This is a genomic window from Streptomyces sp. NPDC002306 (genome assembly GCF_053593435.1).
Map to the genome: position 1 here is coordinate 109,292 of NZ_JBSFCK010000008.1, position 25,051 is coordinate 134,342.

Annotated in this window: 24 protein-coding genes and 1 riboswitch; of the genes, 13 read left to right on the forward strand and 11 right to left on the reverse strand. The window is 71.8% G+C overall.

Features of this window, described 5'->3' with window-relative positions:
• Positions 1–28 precede the first annotated feature (28 nt).
• On the reverse strand, positions 29–1,009 hold the full coding sequence (locus ACWCQK_RS18135; protein ID WP_451156147.1) for a zinc-binding dehydrogenase: 981 nt from the start codon (positions 1,007–1,009) through the stop codon (positions 29–31).
• A 206-nt stretch (positions 1,010–1,215) separates the two neighbouring features.
• Between ACWCQK_RS18135 and ACWCQK_RS18140 the strand changes: the two genes are divergently transcribed.
• Positions 1,216–1,920 carry a pentapeptide repeat-containing protein gene (locus ACWCQK_RS18140; RefSeq protein WP_451156148.1) on the forward strand — a complete coding sequence of 235 codons (705 nt, stop codon included), beginning with the start codon at positions 1,216–1,218 and terminating at the stop codon, positions 1,918–1,920.
• Positions 1,921–1,934: 14 nt separating this feature from the next.
• Here ACWCQK_RS18140 and ACWCQK_RS18145 read toward each other — a convergent pair whose 3' ends face one another.
• A complete protein-coding gene (locus ACWCQK_RS18145) occupies positions 1,935–2,435 on the reverse strand; it encodes a hypothetical protein (protein WP_451156149.1) in 501 nt (166 codons plus the stop codon).
• 37 nt (positions 2,436–2,472) lie between these two features.
• Here ACWCQK_RS18145 and ACWCQK_RS18150 point away from each other — a divergent pair, with 37 nt between their 5' ends.
• Positions 2,473–3,873, forward strand: a complete 1,401-nt coding sequence (locus tag ACWCQK_RS18150) for a M1 family metallopeptidase (RefSeq protein WP_451156150.1) — start codon at positions 2,473–2,475, stop codon at positions 3,871–3,873.
• A 132-nt stretch (positions 3,874–4,005) separates the two neighbouring features.
• On the opposite strand, the gene ACWCQK_RS18155 is transcribed toward ACWCQK_RS18150, so the two are convergent.
• Together ACWCQK_RS18155 and ACWCQK_RS18160 are read right to left on the reverse strand one after the other, a co-directional pair.
• Positions 4,006–4,980 carry a GNAT family N-acetyltransferase gene (locus ACWCQK_RS18155; RefSeq protein ID WP_451156151.1) on the reverse strand — a complete coding sequence of 325 codons (975 nt, stop codon included), beginning with the start codon at positions 4,978–4,980 and terminating at the stop codon, positions 4,006–4,008.
• 109 nt (positions 4,981–5,089) lie between these two features.
• Positions 5,090–5,665 carry a TerD family protein gene (locus tag ACWCQK_RS18160; protein ID WP_451156152.1) on the reverse strand — a complete coding sequence of 192 codons (576 nt, stop codon included), beginning with the start codon at positions 5,663–5,665 and terminating at the stop codon, positions 5,090–5,092.
• A 177-nt stretch (positions 5,666–5,842) separates the two neighbouring features.
• On the opposite strand from ACWCQK_RS18160, the gene arfB reads away from it, so the two are divergent.
• On the forward strand, positions 5,843–6,280 hold the full coding sequence (gene arfB, locus ACWCQK_RS18165) for an alternative ribosome rescue aminoacyl-tRNA hydrolase ArfB (RefSeq protein WP_451156153.1): 438 nt from the start codon (positions 5,843–5,845) through the stop codon (positions 6,278–6,280).
• 117 nt (positions 6,281–6,397) lie between these two features.
• On the opposite strand, the gene ACWCQK_RS18170 is transcribed toward arfB, so the two are convergent.
• Both ACWCQK_RS18170 and ACWCQK_RS18175 read right to left on the reverse strand, forming a co-directional pair.
• Positions 6,398–6,871, reverse strand: coding sequence for a GNAT family N-acetyltransferase (locus ACWCQK_RS18170; RefSeq protein WP_451156154.1), 474 nt, complete (start codon positions 6,869–6,871; stop codon positions 6,398–6,400).
• A 45-nt stretch (positions 6,872–6,916) separates the two neighbouring features.
• On the reverse strand, positions 6,917–7,501 hold the full coding sequence (locus ACWCQK_RS18175) for a flavin reductase family protein (RefSeq protein WP_451156155.1): 585 nt from the start codon (positions 7,499–7,501) through the stop codon (positions 6,917–6,919).
• A 348-nt stretch (positions 7,502–7,849) separates the two neighbouring features.
• Here ACWCQK_RS18175 and cdgB point away from each other — a divergent pair, with 348 nt between their 5' ends.
• A complete protein-coding gene (gene cdgB, locus ACWCQK_RS18180; protein ID WP_451156156.1) occupies positions 7,850–9,508 on the forward strand; it encodes a diguanylate cyclase CdgB in 1,659 nt (552 codons plus the stop codon).
• Positions 9,509–9,639: 131 nt separating this feature from the next.
• Positions 9,640–10,578, forward strand: coding sequence for a carbohydrate-binding protein (locus tag ACWCQK_RS18185; protein ID WP_451156157.1), 939 nt, complete (start codon positions 9,640–9,642; stop codon positions 10,576–10,578).
• Between the two features lie 115 nt (positions 10,579–10,693).
• Here ACWCQK_RS18185 and ACWCQK_RS18190 read toward each other — a convergent pair whose 3' ends face one another.
• From ACWCQK_RS18190 to ACWCQK_RS18200, 3 genes are all read right to left on the reverse strand, one after another.
• Positions 10,694–11,623, reverse strand: coding sequence for a 1-phosphofructokinase family hexose kinase (locus ACWCQK_RS18190; protein WP_451156158.1), 930 nt, complete (start codon positions 11,621–11,623; stop codon positions 10,694–10,696).
• A gap of 132 nt (positions 11,624–11,755) precedes the next feature.
• Positions 11,756–12,898: an N-acetylglucosamine-6-phosphate deacetylase gene (nagA, locus tag ACWCQK_RS18195; RefSeq protein WP_451156159.1), complete on the reverse strand. Its 1,143-nt coding sequence runs from the start codon at positions 12,896–12,898 to the stop codon at positions 11,756–11,758.
• Positions 12,898–13,842: an ROK family protein gene (locus ACWCQK_RS18200; protein ID WP_451156160.1), complete on the reverse strand. Its 945-nt coding sequence runs from the start codon at positions 13,840–13,842 to the stop codon at positions 12,898–12,900. The genes nagA and ACWCQK_RS18200 overlap by 1 nt, the downstream gene beginning before the upstream one ends.
• 149 nt (positions 13,843–13,991) lie before the next feature.
• Between ACWCQK_RS18200 and ACWCQK_RS18205 the strand changes: the two genes are divergently transcribed.
• The 3 genes from ACWCQK_RS18205 to otsB all read left to right on the forward strand — a co-directional run bounded on the left by ACWCQK_RS18205 (position 13,992) and on the right by otsB (position 16,545).
• Positions 13,992–15,242: an extracellular solute-binding protein gene (locus ACWCQK_RS18205; RefSeq protein ID WP_451156366.1), complete on the forward strand. Its 1,251-nt coding sequence runs from the start codon at positions 13,992–13,994 to the stop codon at positions 15,240–15,242.
• A gap of 38 nt (positions 15,243–15,280) precedes the next feature.
• Positions 15,281–15,520 carry a DUF3263 domain-containing protein gene (locus ACWCQK_RS18210; RefSeq protein ID WP_451156161.1) on the forward strand — a complete coding sequence of 80 codons (240 nt, stop codon included), beginning with the start codon at positions 15,281–15,283 and terminating at the stop codon, positions 15,518–15,520.
• A 155-nt stretch (positions 15,521–15,675) separates the two neighbouring features.
• Positions 15,676–16,545: a trehalose-phosphatase gene (gene otsB, locus ACWCQK_RS18215; protein WP_451156162.1), complete on the forward strand. Its 870-nt coding sequence runs from the start codon at positions 15,676–15,678 to the stop codon at positions 16,543–16,545.
• Positions 16,546–16,579: 34 nt separating this feature from the next.
• On the opposite strand, the gene ACWCQK_RS18220 is transcribed toward otsB, so the two are convergent.
• Both ACWCQK_RS18220 and ACWCQK_RS18225 read right to left on the reverse strand, forming a co-directional pair.
• Complete coding sequence (locus ACWCQK_RS18220) at positions 16,580–18,037, reverse strand: alpha,alpha-trehalose-phosphate synthase (UDP-forming) (protein WP_451156163.1); 1,458 nt, start codon at positions 18,035–18,037, stop codon at positions 16,580–16,582.
• Positions 18,038–18,142: 105 nt separating this feature from the next.
• Positions 18,143–19,114 carry a glucosyl-3-phosphoglycerate synthase gene (locus tag ACWCQK_RS18225; protein WP_451156164.1) on the reverse strand — a complete coding sequence of 324 codons (972 nt, stop codon included), beginning with the start codon at positions 19,112–19,114 and terminating at the stop codon, positions 18,143–18,145.
• A 182-nt stretch (positions 19,115–19,296) separates the two neighbouring features.
• Positions 19,297–19,436, forward strand: a riboswitch (SAM riboswitch).
• A 17-nt stretch (positions 19,437–19,453) separates the two neighbouring features.
• Here ACWCQK_RS18225 and thrC point away from each other — a divergent pair.
• From thrC to ACWCQK_RS18250, 5 genes are all read left to right on the forward strand, one after another.
• Complete coding sequence (gene thrC, locus ACWCQK_RS18230) at positions 19,454–20,737, forward strand: threonine synthase (RefSeq protein WP_451156165.1); 1,284 nt, start codon at positions 19,454–19,456, stop codon at positions 20,735–20,737.
• Positions 20,734–21,009, forward strand: a complete 276-nt coding sequence (locus tag ACWCQK_RS18235; RefSeq protein ID WP_451156166.1) for a MoaD/ThiS family protein — start codon at positions 20,734–20,736, stop codon at positions 21,007–21,009. The genes thrC and ACWCQK_RS18235 overlap by 4 nt, the downstream gene beginning before the upstream one ends.
• Positions 21,010–21,439: 430 nt before the next feature.
• Positions 21,440–21,646, forward strand: a complete 207-nt coding sequence (locus ACWCQK_RS18240) for a cold-shock protein (protein ID WP_007493268.1) — start codon at positions 21,440–21,442, stop codon at positions 21,644–21,646.
• A 371-nt stretch (positions 21,647–22,017) separates the two neighbouring features.
• The gene (gene groL, locus ACWCQK_RS18245) at positions 22,018–23,640 is read left to right on the forward strand and encodes a chaperonin GroEL (RefSeq protein WP_451156167.1); all 1,623 of its coding nucleotides are present in this window, start codon (positions 22,018–22,020) and stop codon (positions 23,638–23,640) included.
• Between the two features lie 274 nt (positions 23,641–23,914).
• Positions 23,915–25,042, forward strand: a complete 1,128-nt coding sequence (locus ACWCQK_RS18250) for an NADH:flavin oxidoreductase (RefSeq protein WP_451156168.1) — start codon at positions 23,915–23,917, stop codon at positions 25,040–25,042.
• The last annotated feature ends 9 nt before the right edge of the window (positions 25,043–25,051 follow it).

The following is a 25,051-nucleotide window of genomic DNA, read 5'->3' on the forward strand; positions in this document are numbered from 1 at the left end:
GGCCGGGGGCGGTGCGGGCCGTGGCCGGTCAGGGCTCCAGGACCACCTTTCCGGTCGTGCCGCGGGTCTCCAGGGCGCGGTGCGCGGCGGCGGCCTCGGCCAGCGGGAAGCGCTGGACGGCGGGGGTGAGGCGGCCCGCGGCGGCCTCGGCGAGGGCGCGCAGTTCGAGGGTGCGTACGGGGTCGGGGCCACCGGCCCTGCGCATCATGGCGGGCCCGAGGACCTGCTCGGAGACGCCGTCGACGAGGTGGGCGCCGCCGCCCCGGAGGCCCTCCGCCGACCAGCCGAAGACGAGGTGCCGGCCGCCGGGGCCGAGCAGGGCGACGGCCTCGCGGGCGACGGCGCCGCCGACGCCGTCGAAGACGACGGTGGCGGCCCGTCCGCCGAGGTACCCGCGGACCGTGTCCGGCCAGGCGGGCTCGGTGTAGTCGACGGCGAGGTCGGCGCCTTCGGCGCGCACCCGCGCCACCTTGTGCGGGCCGCCCGCGAGGCCAACGACGGTGGCGCCGGCGTTCTTGGCGTACTGCACGAGCAGGGTGCCGATGCCGCCCGCGGCGGCCGGGACCACGGCGACCGAGTCGGGGCCGAGCTCGGCGAACTGGAGGATCCCCATCGTCGTACGGCCCGTGCCGATCATGGCGACGGCCTGGGCGAAGTCGAGGCCGGCGGGGATCTCGTGGACCCGGCCGGCGTCGGTGACGGCCAGCTCGGCGTAGCCGCCGGGCGCGAGCCCGAGGTGCGCGACCACGCGCTTGCCGAGCCAGTGTCCGTCGACGCCCTCGCCGACGGACTCGACGGTGCCCGCGACCTCGCGGCCGGGGACGGTGGGCAGGACGGGCGGCTCGGGCAGCGGACCCCGGAAGCCCTCGCGCAGGGCGGTGTCGAGGAGGTGGACACCGGCGGCGGCCACGGCGACGCGCAGTTGGCCGGGGGCGGGCAGGGGGTCCTCGACGCGTTCGTGGACGAGGTTCTCGGCGGGGCCGAAGGCGTGGAGGCGGATGGCGTGCATGAAGGGGCTTCCCGTTCGGGTCACTTGGGCGCCGCGTGGGTGCGGTCCGGGTGCCGCCCACTCTTCGACCTCGAGCGTGCTTGAGGTCAAGGGGCGGGGTCCCGGTGGGACCCGACGGGCTCGGGCGGCGCGGCCGACGGGGTCCCTGTGGGTCGGGGTCCGTGCGGGTCGGGGTGAGTGTCGGTGGCGGGGTGCAGGATGGGGGCATGGCGAGGACAGGTGTGAGCGGGACGGGAAGGGCCGGAGGGGGCGGCGGGACCGGCCGTAAGGGCGCGCGGCGGCCGGAGCTGCGCCTGCCGCCGCTGGAGCCGTACGAGGGTGGCGCTCTGGAGCCCGACGGGGACTACGACGGGCTGGAGTTCCGCGAGCGGGACCTCGCAGGGCAGGACGGCGCGGGCGCGCGCTTCATGGACTGCGCGCTGCGGGGCTGCGCGCTGGACGGGACGCGGCTGCACCACGCCCGGATCCTGGACTCGGTCCTCACCGGCATACGGGGTGTCGGCACCGACCTCGCCGAGTCGACCCTGCGGGACGTGGAGCTGCTCGACGCGCGGCTGGGCGGGGTGCAGTTGCACGGCGCCGTGCTGGAGCGGGTGGTGATCCGGGGCGGGAAGATCGACTACCTCAACCTGCGTACGGCCCGGCTGAAGGACGTCGTCTTCGAGGGCTGCGTCCTGGTCGAGCCGGACTTCGGGGGCGCGCGTCTGGAGCGGGTGGAGTTCGTGGACTGCGCGCTGAAGGGCGTGGACTTCGGCGCGGCGACCCTGACGGACGTGGATCTGCGCGGGGCCGTCTCGCTGGAGATCGCCCGGGGTGTGGACCGGCTGCGGGGCGCGCTGATCAGCACGGGACAACTGCTGGATCTGGCACCGGTGCTGGCGGCGGAGCTGGGGATCCGCGTGGAGGGGTGAGCCGGGTGCCGGGGTCAGGGCAGTCTCGGGAAGCGGGCCTGAAGGGTCCAGATCGCCGGGTTCTCGCCGAGGTCGTCGTGCAGGTCGACCAGGTCGGCGATCAGGTCGTGCAGGAAGTCCCGTGCCTCGCGGCGCAGTTCGGCGTGGGAGAAGGTGAGCGGGGGTTCCTCGGCCGGCATCCAGTCCGCCTCCACGTCGACCCAGCCGAAGCGGCGCTCGAAGAGCATGCGGTCGGTGGACTCGGTGAAGTCGAGCTCCGCGAACTGCGGACGGGAGGCGCGGGAGCCCGCCGGGTCCCGGTCGACCCGCTCCACGATGTCGCACAGCGCCCACGCGAAGTCCAGCACCGGCACCCATCCCCAGGCTGTGGACAACTCCCGGTCCTTCTCGGCGTCCGCCAGATAGACGTCGCCGCAGAACAGATCGTGGCGCAGCGCGTGGACGTCCGCGCGGCGGTAGTCCGTCTGGGGCGGGTCCGGGAACCGGTTGGAGAGGGCGTAGCCGATGTCGAGCACGTACGTGATGGTGTCACGCCCTCATAGGATCGCCGGCATGTCCCGATCTGCGCCCGTTGTTCCCGCGCTCGTGCTCGCCCTCGCCCTCACCGCGTGCGGCGGCGGCGTCCACGGCACCCCGGGCGGCTCCGGAGTGCGCGACCCGTACTTCCCGAAGGCGGGCAACGGCGGCTACGACGTCTCCCACTACGACCTCGAACTCACCTACGACCCCGACAGCCGCCACCTCACCGGCACCGCCGACATCACCGCCCGCGCCACCCAGGACCTCTCCGCCTTCGATCTCGACCTCGAGGGCCTGGACGTGCGGGCGGTCACCGTCGAGGACCAGGCGGCCCGCTGGAGCCGCGCCGGCCAGGAACTGACCGTCCGCCCGCACGACGACATCGACGACGGGACGACCTTCCGGGTCAGGGTCCGTTACGCGGGCACCCCGGTGACCATCACCGACGCGGACGGCTCCAAGGAGGGCTGGCTGCCCACCGCCGACGGGGCGCTCGCGCTCGGCGAGCCGACGGGGTCCATGGCCTGGTTCCCCGGCAACCACCACCCCTGCGACAAGGCGGCCTACGACATCGCCGTCACCGTGCCGAAGGGGCTGACGGCGGTGTCCAACGGAGAGCTGACCGACGAGGAGACCGCGGGCGGCCGCACCACCTTCAGCTGGCACGTCGGCGAACCCATGGCGAGCTATGTGGCCACGGTCGCGATCGGCCGCTACGACGTCACCCGCACCACCACCGACGACGGCCTGCCGGTGTACGTCGCCGTCGACCCGGCCCGCGCGGCCGACAGCCGGGCCGTGGTCGCGAAGATCCCCGAGATCATGGAGTGGGCGGAGTACAACCTCGGCCCGTACCCCTTCTCCTCCACCGGCGTGATCGTGGACCGCGCCGACGACGTCGGCTACGCCCTGGAGACCCAGAGCCGCCCGGTCTTCCCCGGCACCGTCGACACCGAGACCCTCGTCCACGAGATCGCCCACCAGTGGTTCGGCGACTCCGTCACGCCGAAGACCTGGCGCGACATGTGGCTCAACGAGGGCTTCGCGACGTACGCGGAACTGCTGTGGCAGGAGGACCAGGGCGGCGACAGCGTCCAGGAGGCCTTCGACGCGCTCTACGACGGCGACTACTTCGACGACGCGCAGGAGAACGAGGAGATCTGGGCGTTCCCGCCCGGGAAACCGTCCGACGCGGCCCACATCTCCGACCCGCCCGTCTACTGGCGCGGCGCGATGGTCCTGCACAAGATCCGGCAGACCGTCGGCGACGACACCTTCTACGACATCGTCCAGGGCTGGGCGGCCGCGCACCGGCACGGCAACGCGGACACGGCGGAGTTCACGGCGTATGTGGAGGAGCAGGCGCCCGGCAAGGACTTCAGCGGGATCTGGAAGGACTGGCTGTACGGGGACGGGAAGCCGGCACACCGCTGACCGCTGACCGCTGACCGCTGACCGCTGACTGCTGATCCCGTGCCTGCGTGCCTGCGTGCCTGCGTGCCGCCGTGCCCCCGTGACGCCCGCTGACGGCTGAGGGTCGGCCGCCGTCACCCGCTTCGGGGCGGATCAGTCCCCGCTCGGCCCGTCGGGCCCGTCCAGCGCCTCCAGTTCGTCCAGCAGGCGGGCCAGTTCCGGAGGCCGGACCGGCTCCCGCTCCTCGGCGAGCTCCTGCCGTGTCCACCAGCGCCAGCCCAGGATCCCGTCCCGCGCGTGCGCGTCCGCGAGGCCGGGGCCGGTCGGCTCGCGGTGCGGGCCGTGGGCGACGTAGATGTGCTCGGTCTGGTGGACGGGGACGTCGAAGCGGGTGAAGTCGTGCTCCCAGGTGCACAGCAGCGGGCCCGGCTCCAGGTCGGTCCAGCCGGTCTCCTCGCGCAGTTCGCGCAGGGCGCCCTCGCGCGGCGACTCGCCGGACTCCAGCCCGCCGCCGGGCAGCGCCCAGTGGACGCCGACCTCGGCGTCGTCGTACCGGAAGAGGAGGACGGAGCCGTCGGGAGCGAGCACGGCGACGCGGCCGGCCGGGCGCGGGGTGCGCAGGCGTTTGCGCAGGACGGCGCAGGGGCGGCCCAGTTGGCGGTCAGGCCTCCGGTCGACGACCTCGTATCCGAGGGCGGTCCAGAAGGCGAGGCCGGCAGGGTTGTCGTCCAGGACGGCGAGGCGTACGGCGGTACGGCCGGCGGCGCGGAAGCGGTCCTCGACGGCCGCCGCCAGCTCCCGCCCGTACCCCCGCCGCTGCACTCCCGCGTCCACCATCAGCAGCCCGATCCACGGGTCCGGGTCGGCCGGGTCGGGATGGTGCGCCAGGGTCACGGCCACCCCGACGAGCCGGCCCTCGCCGCGCGCCAGCGACACCTCCACGCCCGGCTGCGCCAACTCGGCGGCCAGGGCCGCCGCCACCTGTTCCGGACGGACGTCGTCCGGGTCGGGGAAGTCGCCGCTGAGGGCGTGGAAGGCACGGTTGGACGCGTAGAGCGCGGTCAGTTCGGTGAGGAGGGGGCCCGGGATGTCGTGGTCGGGGGTGAGGCGGAGCGGGTCGAGTCGCATGGGCGCAGGTTAGGACCTGTCCGGCCGGTCGGGCGGCAGGACGGCGGCGGCCCGTTCACGCCGGAGCCCCCGGCCGGGTGGCCGGGGGCTCCGTGCGGTCGCGTGGGACTCAGACGTTGACGCCGAAGTCCTGGGCGATGCCCGTCAGACCGGACGCGTAGCCCTGGCCGACCGCGCGGAACTTCCACTCCGCGCCGTTGCGGTACAGCTCGCCGAAGACCATGGCGGTCTCGGTCGCCGCGTCCTCGGAGAGGTCGTAGCGAGCGATCTCGGCGCCGCCGGCCTGGTTCACGATGCGGATGTAGGCGTTGCGGACCTGGCCGAAGTTCTGCGAGCGGGTCTCCGCGTCGTAGATCGAGACCGGGAAGACGATCTTGTCGATGTCGGCGGGCAGGCCCGCCAGGTTGACGTTGATCGCCTCGTCGTCGCCGGCGCCCTCACCCGTGCGGTTGTCGCCGGTGTGGACGATCGTGCTGTCCGGGGTCTGCTTGTTGTTGAAGAAGACGAAGTGGGCGTCGGAGTAGACCTTGCCCTGGGTGTTGACCGCGATCGCGGAGGCGTCGAGGTCGAAGTCGGTGCCGGTGGTGCTGCGGACGTCCCAGCCGAGGCCCACGGTGACGGCGGTCAGGCCCGGAGCCTCCTTGGTGAGCGAGACGTTGCCACCCTTGGACAGGCTTACAGCCATTGTTGGGAGTCCCTTCCCTCGGTGCGAAGCGGCTTCGTACGGCACGAAGCTACAGCTACCCCTATGAACGCCGAGAGACGTACCGAAGGTTCCAGGTGTCTTTACTTTCTTTACCCGATCGCCCGAATGCCCGAATGCCGGATATTCGGGTGACGTGGACCGGACAGAGGCGGGACCATGGACGGCATGTCTGGTCCTTATGTCGTCCGCGGCTCCGTCTCGCTCCCCGAGGCCGAGCTCATGTGGCGTTTCTCGCGGTCGTCGGGGCCCGGCGGGCAGCACGTCAACACCAGCGACTCACAGGTGGAGCTGCGGTTCGACCTGGCCGGGACGACCGCGCTGCCCGAGGTGTGGAAGCAGCGGGCGCTGGAGCGGCTGGCCGGGCGGCTGGTCGACGGCGTCGTGTCCGTCCGTGCCTCCGAGCACCGTTCCCAGTGGCGCAACCGCGAGGCCGCCGCCGTACGCCTGGCGGCTCTCCTCGCCGAGGCCACCGCGCCGCCGCCCAGGCCGCGCCGGCCCACCCGGATCCCGCGCGGGATCAACGAGCGGCGGCTGCGGCAGAAGAAGCAGCGCTCGGACACCAAGCGGGGCCGGTCCGGGCGGGACTGGACGTAGCGCACCCGGTCCCGGCGGGGAGGGGGCCGTGGTGTTCACGTTCGTACACGGTCGCGTCGCCGTGATCGCCGGCGCGACGGGTCCCGCCCGGGTGACCCGCCTCGCCGTCGGGAGGGTCTAGGACAGCTCCAGCACGCCCACGGTCTCGTCCTTGCTCAGTTCGCCGGTCGTCCGGAAGCCGAGGCCCAGATAGAAGCCCTCGGGGCCGTGGGGGCCGGGGTGCCAGGTGACGTGGAGCTCCTTGCCGCCGCGGCGGCGGATCTCGGCGGCCACCGACTCGACGGCGAAGCGGCCGTATCCCTTGCCCTGTTCGGCGGCCGCGATGTTCAGGCGCCACAGGCCGGAGCGGAAGAGGGTGCCGTCGGCGCGCCAGTCGATGTCGAGGAAGGCCATCAGGAAACCGACGGGCCGGTCGCCGTCGACGATCAGGCGCGGCCAGGCTACGCCGGGTGGATGGACGTAGGCCTCGGCGAGGGACCGCATCACCGGGGAGACCGCGTATTCCTGCTCGGGGCGGACCTGGATGCCGGTCGCCGCGTCGAAAAGGGCGGGTGTGATCTCTTCGAGGCGCGGTGCGGAAGGGGGCGTCATACGGGGACCGTAGGCAGGCGGTGCGACGCGGTGCCACGGGATTTCTCAACCCAACTGCCGGTACCGCCCGCGGAAATGCACCAGGGGTCCGCCGTCCGCGCTCGGTACCTCCGCCGTCAGCACCCGCCCGATCACCAGCACGTGGTCCCCCGCGGTCACCCGCTGCTCGGTGCGGCACTCCAGGGTCGCCAGCGCGCCGCCCACCAGGGGCGCGCCGGAGACCTCGCCCCGCGCGTACGGGATGTCCTCGAAGAGCAGCCGGTCGCTGATGCGGCCCTTCATGGCGAACCGGCCGGCGATGTGCCGCTGGCTCTCGGTGAGCACGGAGACCGCCCACAGGGGCTGTTCGTCGAGGAGGTCGTCCATACGGGAGCCCGTGCGCAGGCTGACCAGTACCAGGGGCGGGTCCAGGGACACCGACAGGAAGGCGGTCGCCGTCATGCCGACGTCCTCACCGCCCGGCGCGGACGGGTCGTCGGGGTCGAGCGGCGGCTCCTGAGCGGTCACCAGGACCACGCCCGCGGCCAGTCGGGACATCGCGGCGCGGAACTCGTCGTTGCTCACCCCCTCAGCATGCCCGGAGGCGGGAGCGGGGGTGGGGGAGGGCACGGCGGGGGGAGTCTTCAGCACGCCGGAAACGCTAGCCTCCGCGACGCGGGCGGCACATCGGACCTCGGCCCGAGGAGGGTCCTACGCCCCTGGACGGAGGCCCGCACGCGACGCACAGGAGCCCCACGGCACACTTCGTGCAACAAGTCCTCACAGTCACAAAGTTTGCGTTCAGTAAACGCACAGGGGAAATGCAGAAACTCCACTCAATTGCTCAGGTTCTGCTGTGACTTGAGTCACAAGAGCCATTAATTGTTGACCCTGTGTACCGAGTGGGGAGCGCGCTGTGATTCAGTGGCGGGGAAGCTGCAAGGACGTACGCCGAAGACAACCCTTGATTCGCTGCGAAGTCTCGGGGGGAGGGCGAGCATGGAGACCGAGTCGGAGCCCTACGTCCGTCTTGCGTCCCTGCGACAGCTGCACCAGGTCATGGCGGACATGAACACCGCACGCAGCCTGGCGGACACACTGCAGACTGTCGCGGAGGGCGTGGTGACCGCCCTCGGGTACGAGCTGGCGTGCGTGAACCTCGTCCGCCCCGACGGCGACCTCGTGGTCGCCGCCTTCGCCGGCAACCCGGCCGCCGAGGCGCTCATCACCGGCCGGGTCGGCTCGCGCGACTCCTGGGAGCGCCGCCTGAGCATGGGTGAGACCTGGGGCGACCTGGTGTTCATACCCCATACCGAGGGCTGGGTCCTCGACGACGACGACGTGCCCCAGTGGTACACCGACGGTCCCGCTCCCCGCTTCGAGGACGAGTGGCATCCCTCCGACCGGCTCTTCGCGCCGATGTTCACGCCCGCCGTGCCGGGAGGCTCCTGCGGCGAGCTGATCGGCGTCCTGTCCGTGGACCGGCCGCGCAACGGCCGCAGGCCGGGCGCGTGGGGGCGCGAGGCGCTCCAGATGTACGCGTTCCAGGCCGCCATCGCGATCAGCAACGCGCGTCTACGTGCCAACATGCAGCGCGCGCTGGTCCGGCTCGAACGGGAACAGCAGGCCCTGCGCGCCAGCGAGGAAAGCTTCCGGCAGGCCTTCGAGTACGCGCCTTCCGGCATGGCCATCGCCGAGATGGGCGGCGAGCAGCACGGCCGGATCCTGCGCACCAACGACGCCCTGTGCCGCCTGCTCGGCCGCCCGGCGTCCGCGATGCGCCGCTACTCCTTCTCCGACCTCGTCCACCCCGAGGACATCGGCACCCTGCTGCGCACCTCGGCCGAGGGCGGGCGGGCCGAGCTGCGCCTCGGCCGCCGTGACGGCACGTACGTCTGGGTGTCCCTGCGCAACAGCGTCGTCGCCGACGCCGCCGACGGGCCCCGGTTCCTGCTCACCCACGTCGAGGACATCGAGGAGCGCAAGCGCCGCGAGCTCCAGCTCGCCCACCGCGCCTCCCACGACTCCCTCACCGGCCTGCCGAACTCCGCGGAGCTGCGCTCCCGGCTGTCCGCCCGGCTCTGCCGGCGTCCGCAGTCGACGCATCCCGCCGCGCTCGACTCCCACGACGCGGCCTTCGGGCATCCCGCCTTCGACGCCAACGGTCACGGCTTCGACTTCCGGCCGGGCACGGAGGCGTACGACGCCTACGACCACCATGTGCACACGGCCGCCCCCGAGGAAGGCCAGGACGACGGCACCAAGGGACTCGCGGTCCTCTTCTGCGACCTCGACGGGTTCAAGTCGATCAACGACCGGTTCGGGCACAACGCGGGCGACGCGGTCCTGATCGAGGTCGCCCGGCGGCTCAGCCGGCAGGTCCGCGACGGTGACACGGTGGCCCGGCTCGGCGGCGACGAGTTCGTGATCCTCGCCGACGGCCTCGGCCTGGCCGACGCCGAGGACCTCGCCGTACGGCTGCGCAACGAGATCATCCAGCCCATCCGGGCCGAGGGCCGGGCCGTCCGGGTGGGCGCCAGTTTCGGCATCGGCTGGGCGCACTGCGGCATGACCGCGGACGAAGTCCTGAAGTCAGCTGACGAACGGATGTACGTGGAGAAACGATCTCGTCCCAAACAGCACCGGCGCGCGGGATGATCCGCAGGTCAGTGTATCGATGCGGTCCGAGTCACCCGTTTGGGGCAGCGGAAGCGGGTAGGCTCGCCATTCTCTACACCTAGAGAAACGCGTACCGCATCCGACCCGCACCTGTTGAGGAGTACGAAGGGATGACGCCCGGCAACAACGGCGCGAGCACGCCCGAGGACGAGGACCCGTTCGGCTACCTCTACGCCGACGGTCAGGCCAACGGAGCTCAGCCGCCGTCCGGCGGTGGCTACGGCTACCCGAACTCGGTCAGCCGGGTGCGCGCGGTCGGCGAGCGACAGTACGGCCAGCAGGCGCCGACGACCGCCTACGGCCAGCCCCAGGTGCCCCAGCAGGCCACGTACGGCCAGCAGAACACGCACTACGCGGCGCCCGAGTCGTTCTCCGGCGGTCCGTCCACGGCTCCGCAGCAGTCGGCCCACGGCGGTGGCGGCCGGGGCCGCGGCCCCAACACCAAGGGCCTGTTGATCGGCGCGATCGCGGTGGTCGCGGCGGTGGTGATCGGTATCGCGGTGGCGATGGCGGGCGGTGACGACGACAAGAAGGCCGGCGACCAGGCGAGCACGGAGCCGTCGACCTCGGAGAGCGCGTCGCCCAGCGCGTCGTCCTCCGCGTCGGCCGAGGCCGGAGAACTCCCGAAGATCGACGCGAAGGCTCTGCGGCTCGGTGGCACGGCGGCGCTCGCCTCGGACGTCCAGGGGGCGGAGGCGGGCGGCGGCATCTACGTCGGCAACCTCAACCAGGTCGGCAACTCCGTCACGTGGACGGTCAACAGCATCCCCGAGGACGGGGACTACACGCTCTTCGCGCACTACAGCGTGCCGGGCCAGGACCAGTCGATGACGCTCACGATCAACGGCAAGCAGTTCGGCAGCAAGCTGAACCTGGGCAACTTCGCGCATGGCGCGGACGGTGACTTCTCGAAGGGCTGGACGAAGACCTTCGCCTACCCGACGCTCACCAAGGGCACCAACACGATCTCGGTCTCCTGCCAGGACGGCGACAAGTGCAACGTCCTCCTGGACCAGCTCTGGCTGAAGAAGGGCCAGGTCAAGGGCTAGCGAGCCCGGCACGTCGGTGGCCGCCGCGCGGCCACCGACGGCGATCGGCGCGGACGTCGAGGCCGGAGTCGTGGCGGACGTCGAGGCGGCGGCCGTCAGCCGTGCCCGACCTTTTTCACGCCGCCGACGCCTCGGCTGTCACGGCCACCTTGTCCAGCAGTTCCTCGTAGGTGGGCCGGTCGAAGTCGCCGGCCGTCGGGGACAGGACCGTCGCGGCCGACAGCGCGGCCGCCCGGGCCAGGCGTCCGGGCCAGGGAAGCTGGTCGGCCAGGCCGGAGAGCAGACCGGCGACCACGGAGTCGCCGGCGCCCGTCGGGTTGCCGTGGATCCGGGCCGGCGGGGCGGCGCGCCAGCGGCCCTCGGGGGTCACCGCGAGGAGACCCTCCGCGCCCAGGGAGGCGACGACCGCCCGTGCGCCGCGCCGGCAGGCGTCCTGGGTGGCACGCAACGGCTCGTGTGCGCCGGTGAGTTCGGCGAGTTCGTCGGTGTTCGGCTTGACGATGTCCGGGCGGGCGGCGACGGCCCGGCGCAGCGGCTCACCGCTGGTGTCCAGCAGGACCGGGACGTTCGCGGCGCGTGCCGTGCGCACGAGCCCCGCGTAGGCGCCCACCGGGACACCGGGCGGCAGGCTGCCGCACAGGGCCACCGCCGAGGCCGTGGCGAGCAGCGCCGCGTACGTCTCCTGGAAGGCGGACCACTCGGCGGGCGTGACGTTCGGGCCGGGCTCGTTGAGCTGGGTCGTGTCGCCGGTGCGGTCGTCCACGACGGCTATCGTGCGCCGGGTCGTGCCGGTGACCGGGACCAGCGCGTCCACCACGCCGGGGCTGTCCGCGAGCCGCTCCCGCATGATCCGGCCGGTCGCGCCGCCGGCGAACCCCGTGGCGGTGACGGGGTGGCCGAGGGCGGCCAGGACGCGGGCCACGTTCAGGCCCTTGCCACCGGGGCGTTCCCACACCTCGGACACCCGGTGGGAGGCGTGCGGGCGCAGGGACCGTACGCGATAGGTGATGTCGAGAGCGGTGTTCAACGTGACCGTGAGGATCACCCGGACCGACCTCCCCCCGAAAGAATTCAGCACACGTTCGCCGTGTCTCCTTGTCCAGGGGCCTGATCATGCCAAAGAGACGGCGGTCGGCCCAGTCCCCGGTGCGCCACCGTCTCTTCGCGAGCGGACGTTTCAGGTCAGTTGGGGATCGACGACCCATTCGCCCCGGCGCATCACGCCCTTGAGGGCGAAGTCCGCGTCGAGGAGCACCAGGTCGGCGTCCTTGCCCGGGTCGAGGGAACCCACCCGGTCGTACATCCCCAGCAGCCGGGCCGGGTTGGCGCTGAGGGCGGCGACGACGTCCTCCACGGGGAGCCTGTCGATGGTCACCGCCCGCTGGAACGCGCGGTCCAGGGTGAGGGTGGAGCCCGCGATCGAGCCGCCCTCCACCAGCCGGGCCACGCCCTCGCTGACCTCGACCTCCAGCGGGCCGAGCATGTAACGGCCGTCGCCGATGCCGGCCGCGTCCATCGCGTCGGTGATGAACGCGACCCGCCCGGCGCCCGCGTGATGGAACGCCAGTTCCAGTGCGGCCGGGTGGAGATGGGTGCCGTCGTTGATCAGTTCGACCGTGACGCGCTCGTCGTCGAGCAGCGCGGCGATCGGTCCCGGGGTGCGGTGGCCGAGCGTGGGCATCGCGTTGAAGAGGTGCGTGGCCACCGTCGCGCCCGCGTCGATCGCCTCCACCGTCTGCTCGTACGTCGCGTCCGTGTGCCCGATCGCCGCGATCACGCCGTGCTCCGCGAGCAGCCGTACGGAGTCGATGCCGCCCGGCAGTTCGGTGGCGAGGGTGACCATCTTCGCGTGGCCGCGCGCCGCGTCGATCAGCTTGCGCACCTCCGCCGGGTCGGGATCGCGCAGCAGTTCCTCGGAGTGCGCGCCCTTGCGGCAGGGCGAGATGAACGGGCCCTCGAAGTGGATGCCGGCGATGTCGCCCTGCTCGGCCAGTTCGGACAGCTGTCCGGCCTGCCGGGCGAGGAAGTCCATGTCGTCGGTGACCGTGGAGGCGACCAGGGTGGTGGTGCCGTGCAGCCGGTGGGTCCGGATCGCCGTCAGGGCGTCCTCGACCGGGCCCGAGAAGGACGCGCCGCCGCCGCCGTGGTTGTGGATGTCGACGAAGCCGGGGACCAGCCAGTGGCCGCTGACGTCCACGCTCCGCGCGTCGGCCGGGGCCGAGCCGGCGATCCGGGTGCCCTCGACGATCACGCGGCCGCCGTCCACGGTCCCGGTGGGCAGTACCACCCGGGCACCGGCGAGAACCTTGCTAGTGGCCATCAGGCGGTTACCTCCGAGGGGTCAGTGGTGGTCAGGAGATCCCAGGCGAGGAGTCCCGCGCCCAGGCATCCGGCGGTGTCCCCCAGTGCGGCGGGGACGATCGACGGCAGCTTCTGGAAGGTGACGCGCCGCCGCACGGCGTCCCGCAGCGGCGAGAACAAGGTTTCCCCCGCTTCGGCGAGCCCGCCACCGATGATGAGGGTGCCCGGGTCCAGCAGGGTGAGCGCGGTGACCAGGCCGTCCGCGAGCGCGTCGACGGCGTCCCGCCAGACCCGGACGGCGTTCGGGTCGCCGGACGTGACGGCCTTCGCGCAGTCCGCGGCGTCCGCCGCCGGGTCCCCGCAGGCGGCGGCCCACGCCTCGCTCACGGCGGCGGCCGACGCGTAGCGCTCCAGGCAGCCGTGCTGCCCGCAGGGACAGGGCGACCCGCCGGGCCGTACGACGATGTGGCCGATCTCGCCCGCGAAGCCGTGCGCGCCCGCCTCCACCCGGCCGTCGAGCCCGATGGCGCCCGCGATGCCGGTGCCGAGGGGGACGAACAGGAAGCGGTCGGCGCCCCGGCCCGCGCCGATCCGGCCCTCGGCGAGTCCGCCGGTGCGCACGTCGTGCCCGAGGGCGACGGGGATGCCGTCGAGCCGCCGCCCGAGCAGATCGCGCAGGGGGACGTCGCGCCAGCCGAGATTGGCCGCGTAGGCGGCGATGCCGTGGGTCTCGTCGACGATGCCGGGAACGGCGACGCCGGCCGCGGCCGCGGGCTCACCGAGCTGCCGCTCGCCGTGGGCGCGCAGCTCGGCGGCGAAGTCGAGGATGCCGTCGACGACCGCGTCGGGCCCGCGCTCGCGCCCGGTGGCCCGACGGGCCCGGTGCAGCAGCCGGCCCTCGGCGCCGATCAGGGCGGCCTTCATCCCGGTGCCGCCCACGTCGAGGGCGATGACATGTCTCACGCAGGACAGTGTGGCCCCAGGACCCGGGAGAGGTCTAGTCCACTTGCGTGGTGTAGACCTTAATTCGGAAATCGGACGGCCGTTCAGGTGAACGTTCAGTGGAATCGGAGCGAACAGCGGTGCAGCAGGGCCAGCGGGGCAGGACAGGGATGATCGCGGCGGCGTCCGCACTGGGCATGACGGCGGCCCTGGGAGGCTGCGGGCTCGGTGACGGCTCCGACGAGGTGACCCTGAGACTGGTCGCCGCCGACTACGGCGACAGCGAGGCCACCAGCTCCCAGGGCTACTGGGACGCACTCGTCAAGGCGTACGAGGCGAAGCACCCGGACGTGAAGGTCGACGTCACCGTCTACTCCTGGAACGACGTCGACCGCAAGGTCAAGGAGCTGGTCGCCGCCGGCGACGCCCCCGACATGGCGCAGACCGGCGCGTACGCCGACTACGCGGCGAAGGGCCTCCTCTACCAGGCAGGCGAGGTCCTCTCCATCCCCGTACAGGCCGACTTCAACGCCCAGCTCGCGCAGGCGGGCGAGGTGAGCGGCGTGCAGTACGGCATGCCGTTCGCCGCCTCCACACGCCTGCTCTTCTACAACAAGTCCCTCTTCGACCAGGCCGGGATCACCACGGCGCCGACGACCTGGGAGGAGCTCGCCGCCGACGCGAAGGCGCTGAAGGGGAAGGGCGTGAAGTACCCGTACGCGCTGCCCCTGGGCCCCGAGGAGGCGCAGGCCGAGACCATGCAGTGGCTGCTGAGCGGCGAGGGCGGCTACACGGCGACCGTCGGCACCTACGACATCGACTCCGCGCAGAACGTCGAGACCTTCGGCTGGCTCAAGAACGAGCTGGTCGGCAAGGGCCTCACCGGACCGGTCGCGCCCGGCAGCCTGAACCGGGCGGCCGCGTTCACCGCCTTCGCCGCCGGTGACGTCGGCATGCTCAACGGCCACCCCTCCCTGATCAAGGCGGCCGCCGAGAAGGGCGTGCGGGTCGGCATGGTGCCGATGCCCGGTGTGAGCGGGCCCGCCGCGTCCGGGATGGGCGTCGCCGACTGGATGGCGGCCTTCAAGAAGAACGGCCACAGCGAGGAGATCGGCTCGTTCCTCGACTTCGTCTACGACGAGAAGAACGTGCTGGCCTTCTCCCGCGCGTACGACCTGCTGCCGGTCACCGTCTCCGCGGCCGACGCCATGGGCACGGCCGCGCGGGACAAGGACCTGAAGCCGTTCCTGGACGGACTTCCCGTCGCCACGCTCTACCCGGTCGGCAAGACCTCCTGGGCGACGGTCAGCGCGGCCGTCAAGAAGAACATCGGCCAGGCGGTGGCGCCCACCGGCAGCCCGTCCGGGGTGCTCGCCGAGCTGGAGGCGACGGCGAACTCCGCGGACGCCGAGGCACAGTAGGCAGCCCGCCTGTCGGTGGCGGGGGCTACCGTGCGGTCATGGACGACGAGAGGGAAGGCCTCGGCCGCCGCGAACGGGACATCCTCGCCCTCGAACGCCGGGGCTTCCCCGGCGCCGGCGCGAAGGAACGCGCGATCCGCGAGGAGCTCGGCCTGGCCCCCGTCCGCTACTACCAGCTCCTGAACGCTCTCCTCGACGACGAGCGCGCCCTCGCGGCGGACCCGGTGACGGTGAACCGCCTCAGAAGAGTGCGGGACTCCCGGCGCGCGGAACGCTGAGCGCGGTGGGCGACCGGGCGCGAGGTTGCGCGTCCGGCCCGGGTCGCCGGGTACCTGGCGCGCGTCACGCACGCGGGTAGCCGGTTCGCGTCACGCACGCGGGTACCCGGCCCGAGTCACGCATGCGGGTGCGGTCGCGCGGATAGGGTCGCCGTATGGGCAGCCATGACACGCACCCCCCGCATCCCGCACCGCCGCCCCTGCCGGCCCCCACGACCCGGGCGGGCCGCGACGCGCTGGACGCCGTCCTCGCCCGCCCGCAGCGCGCGGTGATCGGGCTCGACTTCGACGGCACGCTCGCGCCGATCGTGGCGGACCCCGAGCAGGCCCGCGCGCACCCGGACGCGGTCCCCGCGCTCGCCGTCCTCGCGCCGAAGGTGGCCGCCGTGGCCGTCGTCACCGGACGGCCGGCCGCGGTGGCCGTGCGGCACGGCGGCTTCGACGGCGTCCCCGGCCTGGAGCACCTGGTCGTCCTCGGCCACTACGGCGCCGAGCGCTGGGAGGCCCGCACCGGCACCGTCACCGCCCCGCCGCCGCACCCCGGCGTCGCCGCGGTACGGGCCGAGCTGCCGGGGTTCCTCGACACGATCGGCGCCTGGCGGGGCACCTGGATCGAGGAGAAGGGCCGGGCACTCGCCGTCCACACCCGCCGCGCCGAGGATCCGCAGGCCGCCTTCGAGGCGCTGCGCGGCCCCCTCGCCGAGCTGGCCGCCCGGCACGGCCTGATCGTCGAGCCGGGCCGTATGGTCCTCGAACTGCGGCCGCCGGGCATGGACAAGGGCGTCGCCCTCCAGGAGTTCGCCCGCGAGCTCGCCGCCGAGTCCCTCGTCTACGCCGGTGACGACCTGGGCGACCTGCCCGCCTTCGCCGCCGTCGACAAACTCCGCTCCGACGGCGTCCCGGGGCTGCTGGTGTGCAGCGGCAGCGACGAGGTCGCCGAACTGAGGGACCGGGCGGACCTGGTGGTGAACGGCCCGGAAGGGGTCGTGGACCTGCTGCGCGCGCTGGCGGCCCGGCTCGGCTGACCGGCCCGCCCCGCGGCACCGCGCGAGCGTGCGCTCAGTCCCTCAGCGCACCGAGCTGGTCGAGGAACCACTGGGCCGGCGGCAGCGCGGTCGCCGCGGCGGCCAGGCGCTTCGTCCGCTCCGCCCGCTCGGGCAGCGGCATCAGCAGCGCCTCGTGCAGGGCCCGCGCGGTGCCGACCACGTCGTACGGATTGACGGTGATCGCGTCCTCGCGCAGCTCCTCGTAGGCACCCGCCTCCCGCGACAGCACCAGCGCGCACCCCTCGTCGGAGACCACCGGCACCTCCTTCGCGACCAGGTTCATGCCGTCCCGGATCGGGTTCACGAGGGCGACGTCGGCCAGCCGGTACGCGGCCAGCGAGCGCGCGAAGTCGTCCTTCACATGCAGCACGACCGGAGTCCATCCCGGTGTCCCGTAGGCGGCGTTGATCTCGTCCGCGAGCCGCTGCACCTCGGCCGTGTAGTCGCGGTAGACGGCGAGGTCCTGCCGGGAGGGGTAGGCGAAGGCGACGTGCACGACCCGCTCGCGCCACTCCGGGTGGTCGTCGAGCAGCTGCCGATACGCCAGCAGGCCCCGCACGATGTTCTTCGACAGCTCGGTCCGGTCGACCCGCACGATCGTCCTGCGACCCTCGCCGATCTCCGTCCGCAGCGCGGCCATCCGCTCGCCGACGTCGGCCTGGTGGGACCGGGCGCGCAGGAACTCGGCGTCGGCCCCGAGGCCGTGCACGCCGATCACCGTGGTGCGGGCCGGACCCCCTGAGGCCGGCGTGTGCTCGATCGCCGCGCCCGGCTCGCCGGCCGGTCCGGTCGGGCGGATCCGCTCGGGATCCACCTCCCCGGCGCACTCCGTGAAGGCGCGCGCCCACCGCCGGGTGAGGAAGCCCAGCCGGTCCGCGCCGAGCATGCCCCGCACGATCTGCTCGCGGATGTCGTCCGGCAGCATCCGGAAGTAGTCCGGCGGTGCCCAGGGCGTGTGCGAGAAGTGGCCGATGCGCAGGTCGGGGCGGAGTTCGCGGAGCATGCCCGGCACCAGTGTCAGGTGGTAGTCCTGCACGATCGCCGTGGCCCCGTCGGCCGCGTCCTCGGCCAGCGCCCGCGCGAAGGCGCGGTTGTATCTCTCGTACGACGTCCACCGGCGCCGGAACTCCGCGTCGAAGGCCGGCTCCAGCGGTGTCTGGTAGAGCATGTGGTGGACGAACCAGAGCACGGAGTTGGCGATGCCGTTGTAGGCGTCGGCGTGCACGTCGGCCGGGATGTCCAGCATCCGCACCCCGCTCTCGCCCACACCGCGCCGGACCGCCTCGCGGTCGCCGTCGGACAGGGCGGAGCACACCCACAGCGCCCCCGCGTCCGGCCCGATGGCGGACAGGCCCGAGACCAGCCCGCCGCCGCCCCTGCGGGCGTGCAGCGAGCCGTCCTCGCGCACCTCGTACGAAACCGGGCCGCGATTGGACGCGACCAGCACCTCAGCACCGTGCGTGGAAGCCATACGCCTCAACCTAGCCCGGCCCGGAAACGCTCAAACGTGCGGCAGGCCCGCACAGTCCGGGGATATTTGTATACGACCGCTGGTGACCGTCACTCCGCGCGCGCGTCACGCGACCTTCCGTGACGCGTACTCCGCGATCTCGGCCATGGGCGGACGCTCCTCCGTGTCCACGGAGTACGTGCGTGGCTCGAAGCCGTCGGGGCCCCGCTCGAACTGGGTGAGAGAGGGCCGGATCAGGTGGCCGCGGGCCATGCGCAGCTGTGCGGTGCGGTAGATCGCGGCGGCCATCCGGCCCAGCGCCTGCCCGTCCTGGTGCCGGTGCTTGCGCACCCCGACGTCCACCTGGGCCAGGGCGTCGAGACCCACCAGGTGCAGCGAGTCGACCAGCATGCCGAGCTCCACGCCGTAGCCGACGGGGAAGGGGAGCTGTTCCAGCAGGGAGCGGCGGGCGGCGTACTCGCCGCCGAGCGGCTGCACGAATCCGGCCAGCCGCGGCCAGTGCATGTTCAGCAGCGGGCGGGCCATCAGCTCGGTGACCCGGCCGCCCTGGCCGGCCGTACGGCCGGAGTCGAGCACGTCGGCCCCGGTGCCCAGCGGGCGGTCGTACATGGCCTTGACCAGGTCGATGCCGGGGTCGGTGAGCAGCGGCCCCACGATCCCGGAGACGAAGTCGGAGGAGAACTCCTTCAGGTCGGCGTCGATGAAACAGACGATGTCCCCACGGGTGACCAGGAGCGACCGCCAGAGCACCTCGCCCTTGCCCGGCACGGCCGGGACGCGGGGCAGGATGTCGTCGCGGTGGACGACCCGGGCGCCCGCGGCGGCGGCCACCGCGGAGGTGCGGTCGGTGGATCCCGAGTCGACGACGACGATCTCGTCGACGAGCGGGACCTGCTGCATGAGGTCGTGACGGATCACGGCGACGATGTCGCCGACCGTCTCCTCCTCGTTCAGCGCGGGCAGGACGACGGAGACCGACTGGCCCCTGGCGCGCTTCGCGGCGAGGATCTTGTGGAGCGGGCGATCGGTCACGGACCAGGAGCGTGTGCTCAGCCAGCGCTCGACTTCTTCCAGCACAGTGGCGGCTCCTTCTACGTTCTCGCGGCGGGAGGTGGTGCCTGTCGTGCCGACGGCTGACGGGCCCGGGCATCTCGCGGTTCGGACGGTTATCTCAACTGTCCTGGCCTTCGGTTACAGTCTTGAACAACGCGGATGACCATCGCATGTCCAGGGTGGCCCCGCCGTTCACAACTTCATACCGCTCATCCAGAGGGGCAGAGGGATACGGCCCGATGAAGCCCCGGCAACCCTCCAGTCGGTTCTCGTTCACGCGAGGCTCCCGGCTCGGGAAGGTGCCAAATCCGTCTCACGGCGAGGTGCGCCGTGAGGAAGATGAGGAGAAAGGGCCTCGCCTCCATGGCTGTGCAGACCGCTGCAAGCACCACCAACTCCGTCGATCTGGGCCCCGCCGCGGCGCTTTCCTGCCGCGAGTGCGGACACCGCGTGCCGCTCGGCCCGGTCTTCGCCTGCGAGGAGTGTTTCGGCCCGCTCGAGATCGCCTACGACTTCTCGGCCTACGACACCGAGGAGCTCCGCAAGCGCATCGAGGCGGGCCCCGCGAACATCTGGCGCTACGCCCCGCTGCTGCCCGTCCCGGCCGACGTGGCGACCAAGCCCAACATCAACCCCGGCTGGACCAAGCTCGTCCAGGCCGACAACCTGGCGCGCGAGCTCGGGGTGACCGGCGGGCTGTACGTGAAGGACGACTCCGGCAACCCGACGCACTCCTTCAAGGACCGGGTCGTCGCCCAGGCCCTGGAGGCCGCGCGCGCCTTCGGCTTCACCACCCTCTCCTGCTCCTCCACCGGCAACCTGGCCGGCGCGGTCGGCGCCGCCGCCGCGCGGGCCGGCCTGCGCTCCTGCGTCTTCATCCCGCACGACCTGGAGCAGGGCAAGATCGTCATGGCCGCGGTCTACGGCGGTGAACTCGTCGGCATCGAGGGCAACTACGACGACGTGAACCGCTTCTGCTCCGAGCTGATCGGCGACCCGGCCGGCGAGGGCTGGGGCTTCGTCAACGTCAACCTGCGGCCGTACTACGCGGAGGGCTCGAAGACCCTCGCGTACGAGATCTGCGAGCAGCTCGGCTGGCGGCTGCCCGACCAGCTGGTCGTCCCGATCGCCTCGGGCTCCCAGCTCACGAAGATCGACAAGGGGCTCCAGGAACTGATCAGGCTCGGGCTGGTCGAGGACCGGCCGTACAAGATCTTCGGCGCGCAGGCGGAGGGCTGCTCGCCGGTGTCCGTGGCGTACAAGGCCGGCCACGACGTGGTGCGGCCGCAGAAGCCGGACACCATCGCCAAGTCCCTCGCCATCGGCAACCCGGCCGACGGGCCGTACGTCCTCGACATCGCGCGCCGCACGGGCGGTGCCGTGGAGGACGTGACGGACGAGCAGATCGTGGACGCGATCAAGCTGCTGGCGCGGACCGAGGGGATCTTCGCGGAGACGGCGGGCGGGGTGACGGTGGGCGTGACGAAGAAGCTCATCGAGGCCGGCCTGCTCGACCCGACGAAGACGACCGTCGTGCTGAACACCGGCGACGGCCTGAAGACCCTGGACGCGGTGGCCGGCACCGGCCTCACCACGACGATCCGCCCGAACCTGGACTCCTTCCGAGAGGCTGGCCTCGCATCATGAGCGTCAACGTCCGCATCCCCACCATCCTGCGCACCTACACCGGCGGCCAGGCCGAGGTGAGCGCCGAGGGCGCGACCCTCGCCGAGGTCATCTCCGACCTGGAGAAGAACCACACCGGCATCGCGGGCCGCGTCCTGGACGACGAGGGCAAGCTGCGCCGGTTCGTCAACGTGTACGTGAACGACGACGACGTCCGCTTCGAGCAGGGCCTGGCGACCGCGACCCCGGACGGCGCGGGTGTCTCCATCATTCCGGCGGTCGCCGGAGGCTGATCATTACCATCGGTAACCGAGATTACCGAGAGTTCATCGAATTGCCCCCTCCGTGAGAGAAGCGGAGGGGGCAATTCAGTGTGGTTGAGCGCGGTACAGTTGGGGAAGCCGCCCCCGATTCCAGGGCGGGCGACCTTCGCAGCCCGCTGGACTGCCGATAAGAAGCAGCCAAAGTATGCAGGCCTTTTGCGCCTTTCGCTCCCTATGCCTGGCCCAACTTGCCCTGAAACCAGGCGAATTGTAGGTAGATTCCGGACCCGTCATGCCCGGATTTCTCGTCCGATTGACCTGTTGCAGACGGCAGTTGGACAGATACATTCAGCCGCGGTCGACGCGTTCCGGCGCACGCCCCCGGCCAATGGGGGGTGAGGTCTGACCCGGATTCGCGAAGTGCGGATCTGTGCAAGGGCCAGTAATAGGGGAGTTAGGCATGGCTCAGGGCACCGTCAAGTGGTTCAACGCGGAGAAGGGGTACGGCTTCATCGCGGTCGACGGTGGTGCGGACGTGTTCGTCCACTACAGCGCGATCCAGATGGACGGGTACCGCACCCTGGAAGAGGGCCAGCGGGTCGATTTCGAGATCTCGCAGGGTCAGAAGGGGCCGCAGGCGGACATGGTCCGCCTGGCGACCGGCTGAAGCACGCGCCGACTTACTGCAGCGACGTTCTTCTGTACTGCTCGAAGGGCTCGTATCCCACGGGGTGCGAGCCCTTCGGCCTGCCCGGGGTCCGCCGCGCGCGCCCCCGGATCACCGGCCCGCGCCGGCGTCCGTCCGTCACCCGACCGCCGCCTCCCGTCGTGCCTGCCGCGCGGGCGCACCTTGCACTCGGGCGGGGCGAGTGCTAATCATTGGCGTTAGCACTCTGAAGGTGAGAGTGATAACGAAGGACCGGTTCGGTGAGGCCCGCAGGCCAGGTGGTGCAAGGAACCACGGGGCAGGCAGGCCGTCCGTCGCGGGCGCCAGCGCGGTCCGGAGCAATCCACCCCAGTCCGGGAGGACCACTTCACATGGCCAAGATCATCGCGTTCGACGAGGAGGCACGGCGCGGTCTCGAGCGCGGGATGAACCAGCTCGCCGACGCCGTCAAGGTCACCCTTGGCCCCAAGGGCCGCAACGTCGTCCTCGAGAAGAAGTGGGGCGCCCCCACGATCACCAACGATGGTGTTTCCATCGCCAAGGAGATCGAGCTCGAGGACCCGTACGAGAAGATCGGCGCCGAGCTGGTCAAGGAAGTCGCCAAGAAGACGGACGACGTCGCCGGCGACGGTACGACCACCGCGACCGTGCTCGCCCAGGCGCTGGTCCGTGAGGGCCTGCGCAACGTGGCCGCCGGTGCCAACCCGATGGCCCTCAAGCGTGGTATCGAGAAGGCCGTCGAGGCCGTCTCCGGTGCCCTGCTGGAGCAGGCCAAGGATGTCGAGACCAAGGAGCAGATCGCTTCCACGGCCTCCATCTCCGCCGCCGACACCCAGATCGGCGAGCTCATCGCCGAGGCGATGGACAAGGTCGGCAAGGAAGGCGTCATCACCGTCGAGGAGTCCCAGACCTTCGGTCTGGAGCTGGAGCTCACCGAGGGTATGCGCTTCGACAAGGGCTACATCTCGGCGTACTTCGCCACCGACATGGAGCGTATGGAGGCGTCGCTCGACGACCCGTACATCCTGATCGCCAACTCCAAGATCGGTTCCGTCAAGGACCTGCTCCCGCTCCTGGAGAAGGTCATGCAGTCGGGCAAGCCGCTGCTGATCATCGCCGAGGACGTCGAGGGCGAGGCCCTGTCGACCCTGGTCGTCAACAAGATCCGTGGCACCTTCAAGTCCGTCGCCGTCAAGGCCCCGGGCTTCGGTGACCGCCGTAAGGCCATGCTCGGCGACATCGCCATCCTCACGGGCGGCGAGGTCATCTCCGAGGAGGTCGGCCTCAAGCTGGAGAACGCGACCCTGGACCTCCTGGGCCGCGCCCGCAAGGTCGTCATCACCAAGGACGAGACGACGATCGTCGACGGCTCCGGTGACACCGACCAGGTCCAGGGCCGGGTCAACCAGATCCGCGCCGAGATCGAGAACTCGGACTCGGACTACGACCGCGAGAAGCTCCAGGAGCGCCTGGCGAAGCTGGCCGGCGGCGTGGCCGTCATCAAGGCCGGTGCCGCCACCGAGGTCGAGCTCAAGGAGCGCAAGCACCGCATCGAGGACGCCGTCCGCAACGCGAAGGCGGCCGTCGAGGAGGGCATCGTCGCCGGTGGTGGCGTGGCCCTGCTCCAGGCCTCCTCGGTCTTCGAGAAGCTCGAGCTCTCGGGTGACGAGGCGACCGGCGCCAACGCCGTGAAGCTCGCGCTGGAGGCCCCGCTCAAGCAGATCGCCGTCAACGGTGGTCTCGAGGGTGGCGTCATCGTCGAGAAGGTGCGCAACCTGCCCGTCGGCCACGGCCTGAACGCCGCGACCGGTGAGTACGTCGACATGATCGCCGAAGGCATCATCGACCCGGCGAAGGTCACGCGCTCTGCCCTGCAGAACGCCGCCTCCATCGCCGCGCTGTTCCTCACCACCGAGGCCGTCATCGCCGACAAGCCGGAGAAGTCCGCGGCTCCGGCCGGCGGCGGCATGCCGGGCGGTGACATGGACTTCTGATCCTTCGCGCACCGCGAGGATCGGACCCGTCCGTTCAGTACCGAGGGCGGCACTCCCTGGAAACAGGGGGTGCCGCCCTCGGGCGTTTTCACGGGGAATCCCAGGCAGGGCCGCGCGGGGAGCGGTGCGGTGAGGCGTGGTGAGTGGCGCGGATCACATCCGATGGGCGGGGGGTCGGCGGAATGCGGCGGCCCGCGGGTCCGTTGACGCCACAGTGCTTTCGATGCACACGCACATACCGACCAGTCCAGTCAATTCACCAGGAGCCCCCCACGTGACCGTCAACGCGTCCTCCGCCTCCCGTGCCGCGGAGATCCTGTCCCGTCCCGTCGCGCTCAACGGCCTCACCGTCCCGAACCGCATCGTGATGGCGCCGATGACGCGCCAGTTCTCCCCGGGCGGCATCCCGGGCGAGGACGTGCTGTCGTACTACTCCCGCCGCGCCGCCGCCGGCGTGGGCCTGATAGTCACCGAGGGCACGTACGTCGGCCACGAGTCGGCCGGGCAGAGCGACCGCGTGCCGCGTTTCCACGGTGACGAGCAGCTGGCCGGGTGGGCGCGGGTCGCGGACGCCGTGCACGCGGCGGGCGGCACGATCGTGCCGCAGCTGTGGCACATCGGCATGGTGCGCAAGGCCGGGCAGCCGCCGTTCGCCGATGCCCCGCCGGTCGGCCCGTCGGGCATCGGCGCGGAGGGCGCCGAGGTCACCGGCAGGGCCATGACCCGGCAGGACCTGGACGACGTGATCGAGGCGTTCGCGAAGGCCGCGGCCGACGCCGAGCGCATCGGCTTCGACGGGGTCGAACTGCACGGCGCGCACGGCTATCTGCTCGACCAGTTCCTGTGGGCGGGCACCAACCGCCGTACGGACGCCTACGGCGGCGACCCGGTGGCCCGGACGAAGTTCGCGGCGGAGATCGTCGCTGCGGTGCGCGCGGCGGTCTCGCCGGAGTTCCCCGTCCTCTTCCGCTACTCGCAGTGGAAGCAGCAGGAGTACGACGCCCGGCTCGCCGAGACCCCGGAGGAGCTGGAGGCGATCCTGACCCCGCTGGCCGCGGCCGGCGTCGACGCCTTCCACGCCTCCACCCGCCGCTACTGGCTCCCGGAGTTCGAAGGCTCCGACCTGAACCTGGCCGGCTGGACGAAGAAGATCACCGGCAGGCCCGCCATCACCGTGGGCTCGGTCGGCCTCGACGGCGACTTCGTCGGGAGCTTCCGGGGTGAGGGCTCCCCGCTGAAGGGCATCGACAACCTCCTCGACCGGCTGGAGCGCGACGAGTTCGACCTGGTGGCCGTCGGCCGCGCGCTGCTCCAGGACCCGGACTGGGCGTCGAAGGTCCTGGCAGACCGCCTCGACGAGCTGAAGCCGTACGACGCGGCGGCGCTGCGCACCCTCAGCTGAGGTCCACGG

What these genes read in the sequence shown, in the direction of transcription:
- ACWCQK_RS18140 (WP_451156148.1), top strand. Translation starts at nt 1,216, where the DNA reads ATGGCGAGGACAGGTGTGAGCGGGACGGGAAGGGCCGGAGGGGGCGGC.
- thrC (WP_451156165.1), top strand. Translation starts at nt 19,454, where the DNA reads ATGGCTGTGCAGACCGCTGCAAGCACCACCAACTCCGTCGATCTGGGC.
- cdgB (WP_451156156.1), top strand. Translation starts at nt 7,850, where the DNA reads ATGGAGACCGAGTCGGAGCCCTACGTCCGTCTTGCGTCCCTGCGACAG.
- ACWCQK_RS18160 (WP_451156152.1), bottom strand. Translation starts at nt 5,665, where the DNA reads ATGGCTGTAAGCCTGTCCAAGGGTGGCAACGTCTCGCTCACCAAGGAG.
- ACWCQK_RS18135 (WP_451156147.1), bottom strand. Translation starts at nt 1,009, where the DNA reads ATGCACGCCATCCGCCTCCACGCCTTCGGCCCCGCCGAGAACCTCGTC.
- groL (WP_451156167.1), top strand. Translation starts at nt 22,018, where the DNA reads ATGGCCAAGATCATCGCGTTCGACGAGGAGGCACGGCGCGGTCTCGAG.
- nagA (WP_451156159.1), bottom strand. Translation starts at nt 12,898, where the DNA reads ATGGCCACTAGCAAGGTTCTCGCCGGTGCCCGGGTGGTACTGCCCACC.
- arfB (WP_451156153.1), top strand. Translation starts at nt 5,843, where the DNA reads ATGGACGGCATGTCTGGTCCTTATGTCGTCCGCGGCTCCGTCTCGCTC.
- otsB (WP_451156162.1), top strand. Translation starts at nt 15,676, where the DNA reads ATGGGCAGCCATGACACGCACCCCCCGCATCCCGCACCGCCGCCCCTG.
- ACWCQK_RS18220 (WP_451156163.1), bottom strand. Translation starts at nt 18,037, where the DNA reads ATGGCTTCCACGCACGGTGCTGAGGTGCTGGTCGCGTCCAATCGCGGC.
- ACWCQK_RS18210 (WP_451156161.1), top strand. Translation starts at nt 15,281, where the DNA reads ATGGACGACGAGAGGGAAGGCCTCGGCCGCCGCGAACGGGACATCCTC.
- ACWCQK_RS18150 (WP_451156150.1), top strand. Translation starts at nt 2,473, where the DNA reads ATGTCCCGATCTGCGCCCGTTGTTCCCGCGCTCGTGCTCGCCCTCGCC.
- ACWCQK_RS18155 (WP_451156151.1), bottom strand. Translation starts at nt 4,980, where the DNA reads ATGCGACTCGACCCGCTCCGCCTCACCCCCGACCACGACATCCCGGGC.
- ACWCQK_RS18185 (WP_451156157.1), top strand. Translation starts at nt 9,640, where the DNA reads ATGACGCCCGGCAACAACGGCGCGAGCACGCCCGAGGACGAGGACCCG.
- ACWCQK_RS18170 (WP_451156154.1), bottom strand. Translation starts at nt 6,871, where the DNA reads ATGACGCCCCCTTCCGCACCGCGCCTCGAAGAGATCACACCCGCCCTT.
- ACWCQK_RS18235 (WP_451156166.1), top strand. Translation starts at nt 20,734, where the DNA reads ATGAGCGTCAACGTCCGCATCCCCACCATCCTGCGCACCTACACCGGC.
- ACWCQK_RS18240 (WP_007493268.1), top strand. Translation starts at nt 21,440, where the DNA reads ATGGCTCAGGGCACCGTCAAGTGGTTCAACGCGGAGAAGGGGTACGGC.
- ACWCQK_RS18205 (WP_451156366.1), top strand. Translation starts at nt 13,992, where the DNA reads ATGATCGCGGCGGCGTCCGCACTGGGCATGACGGCGGCCCTGGGAGGC.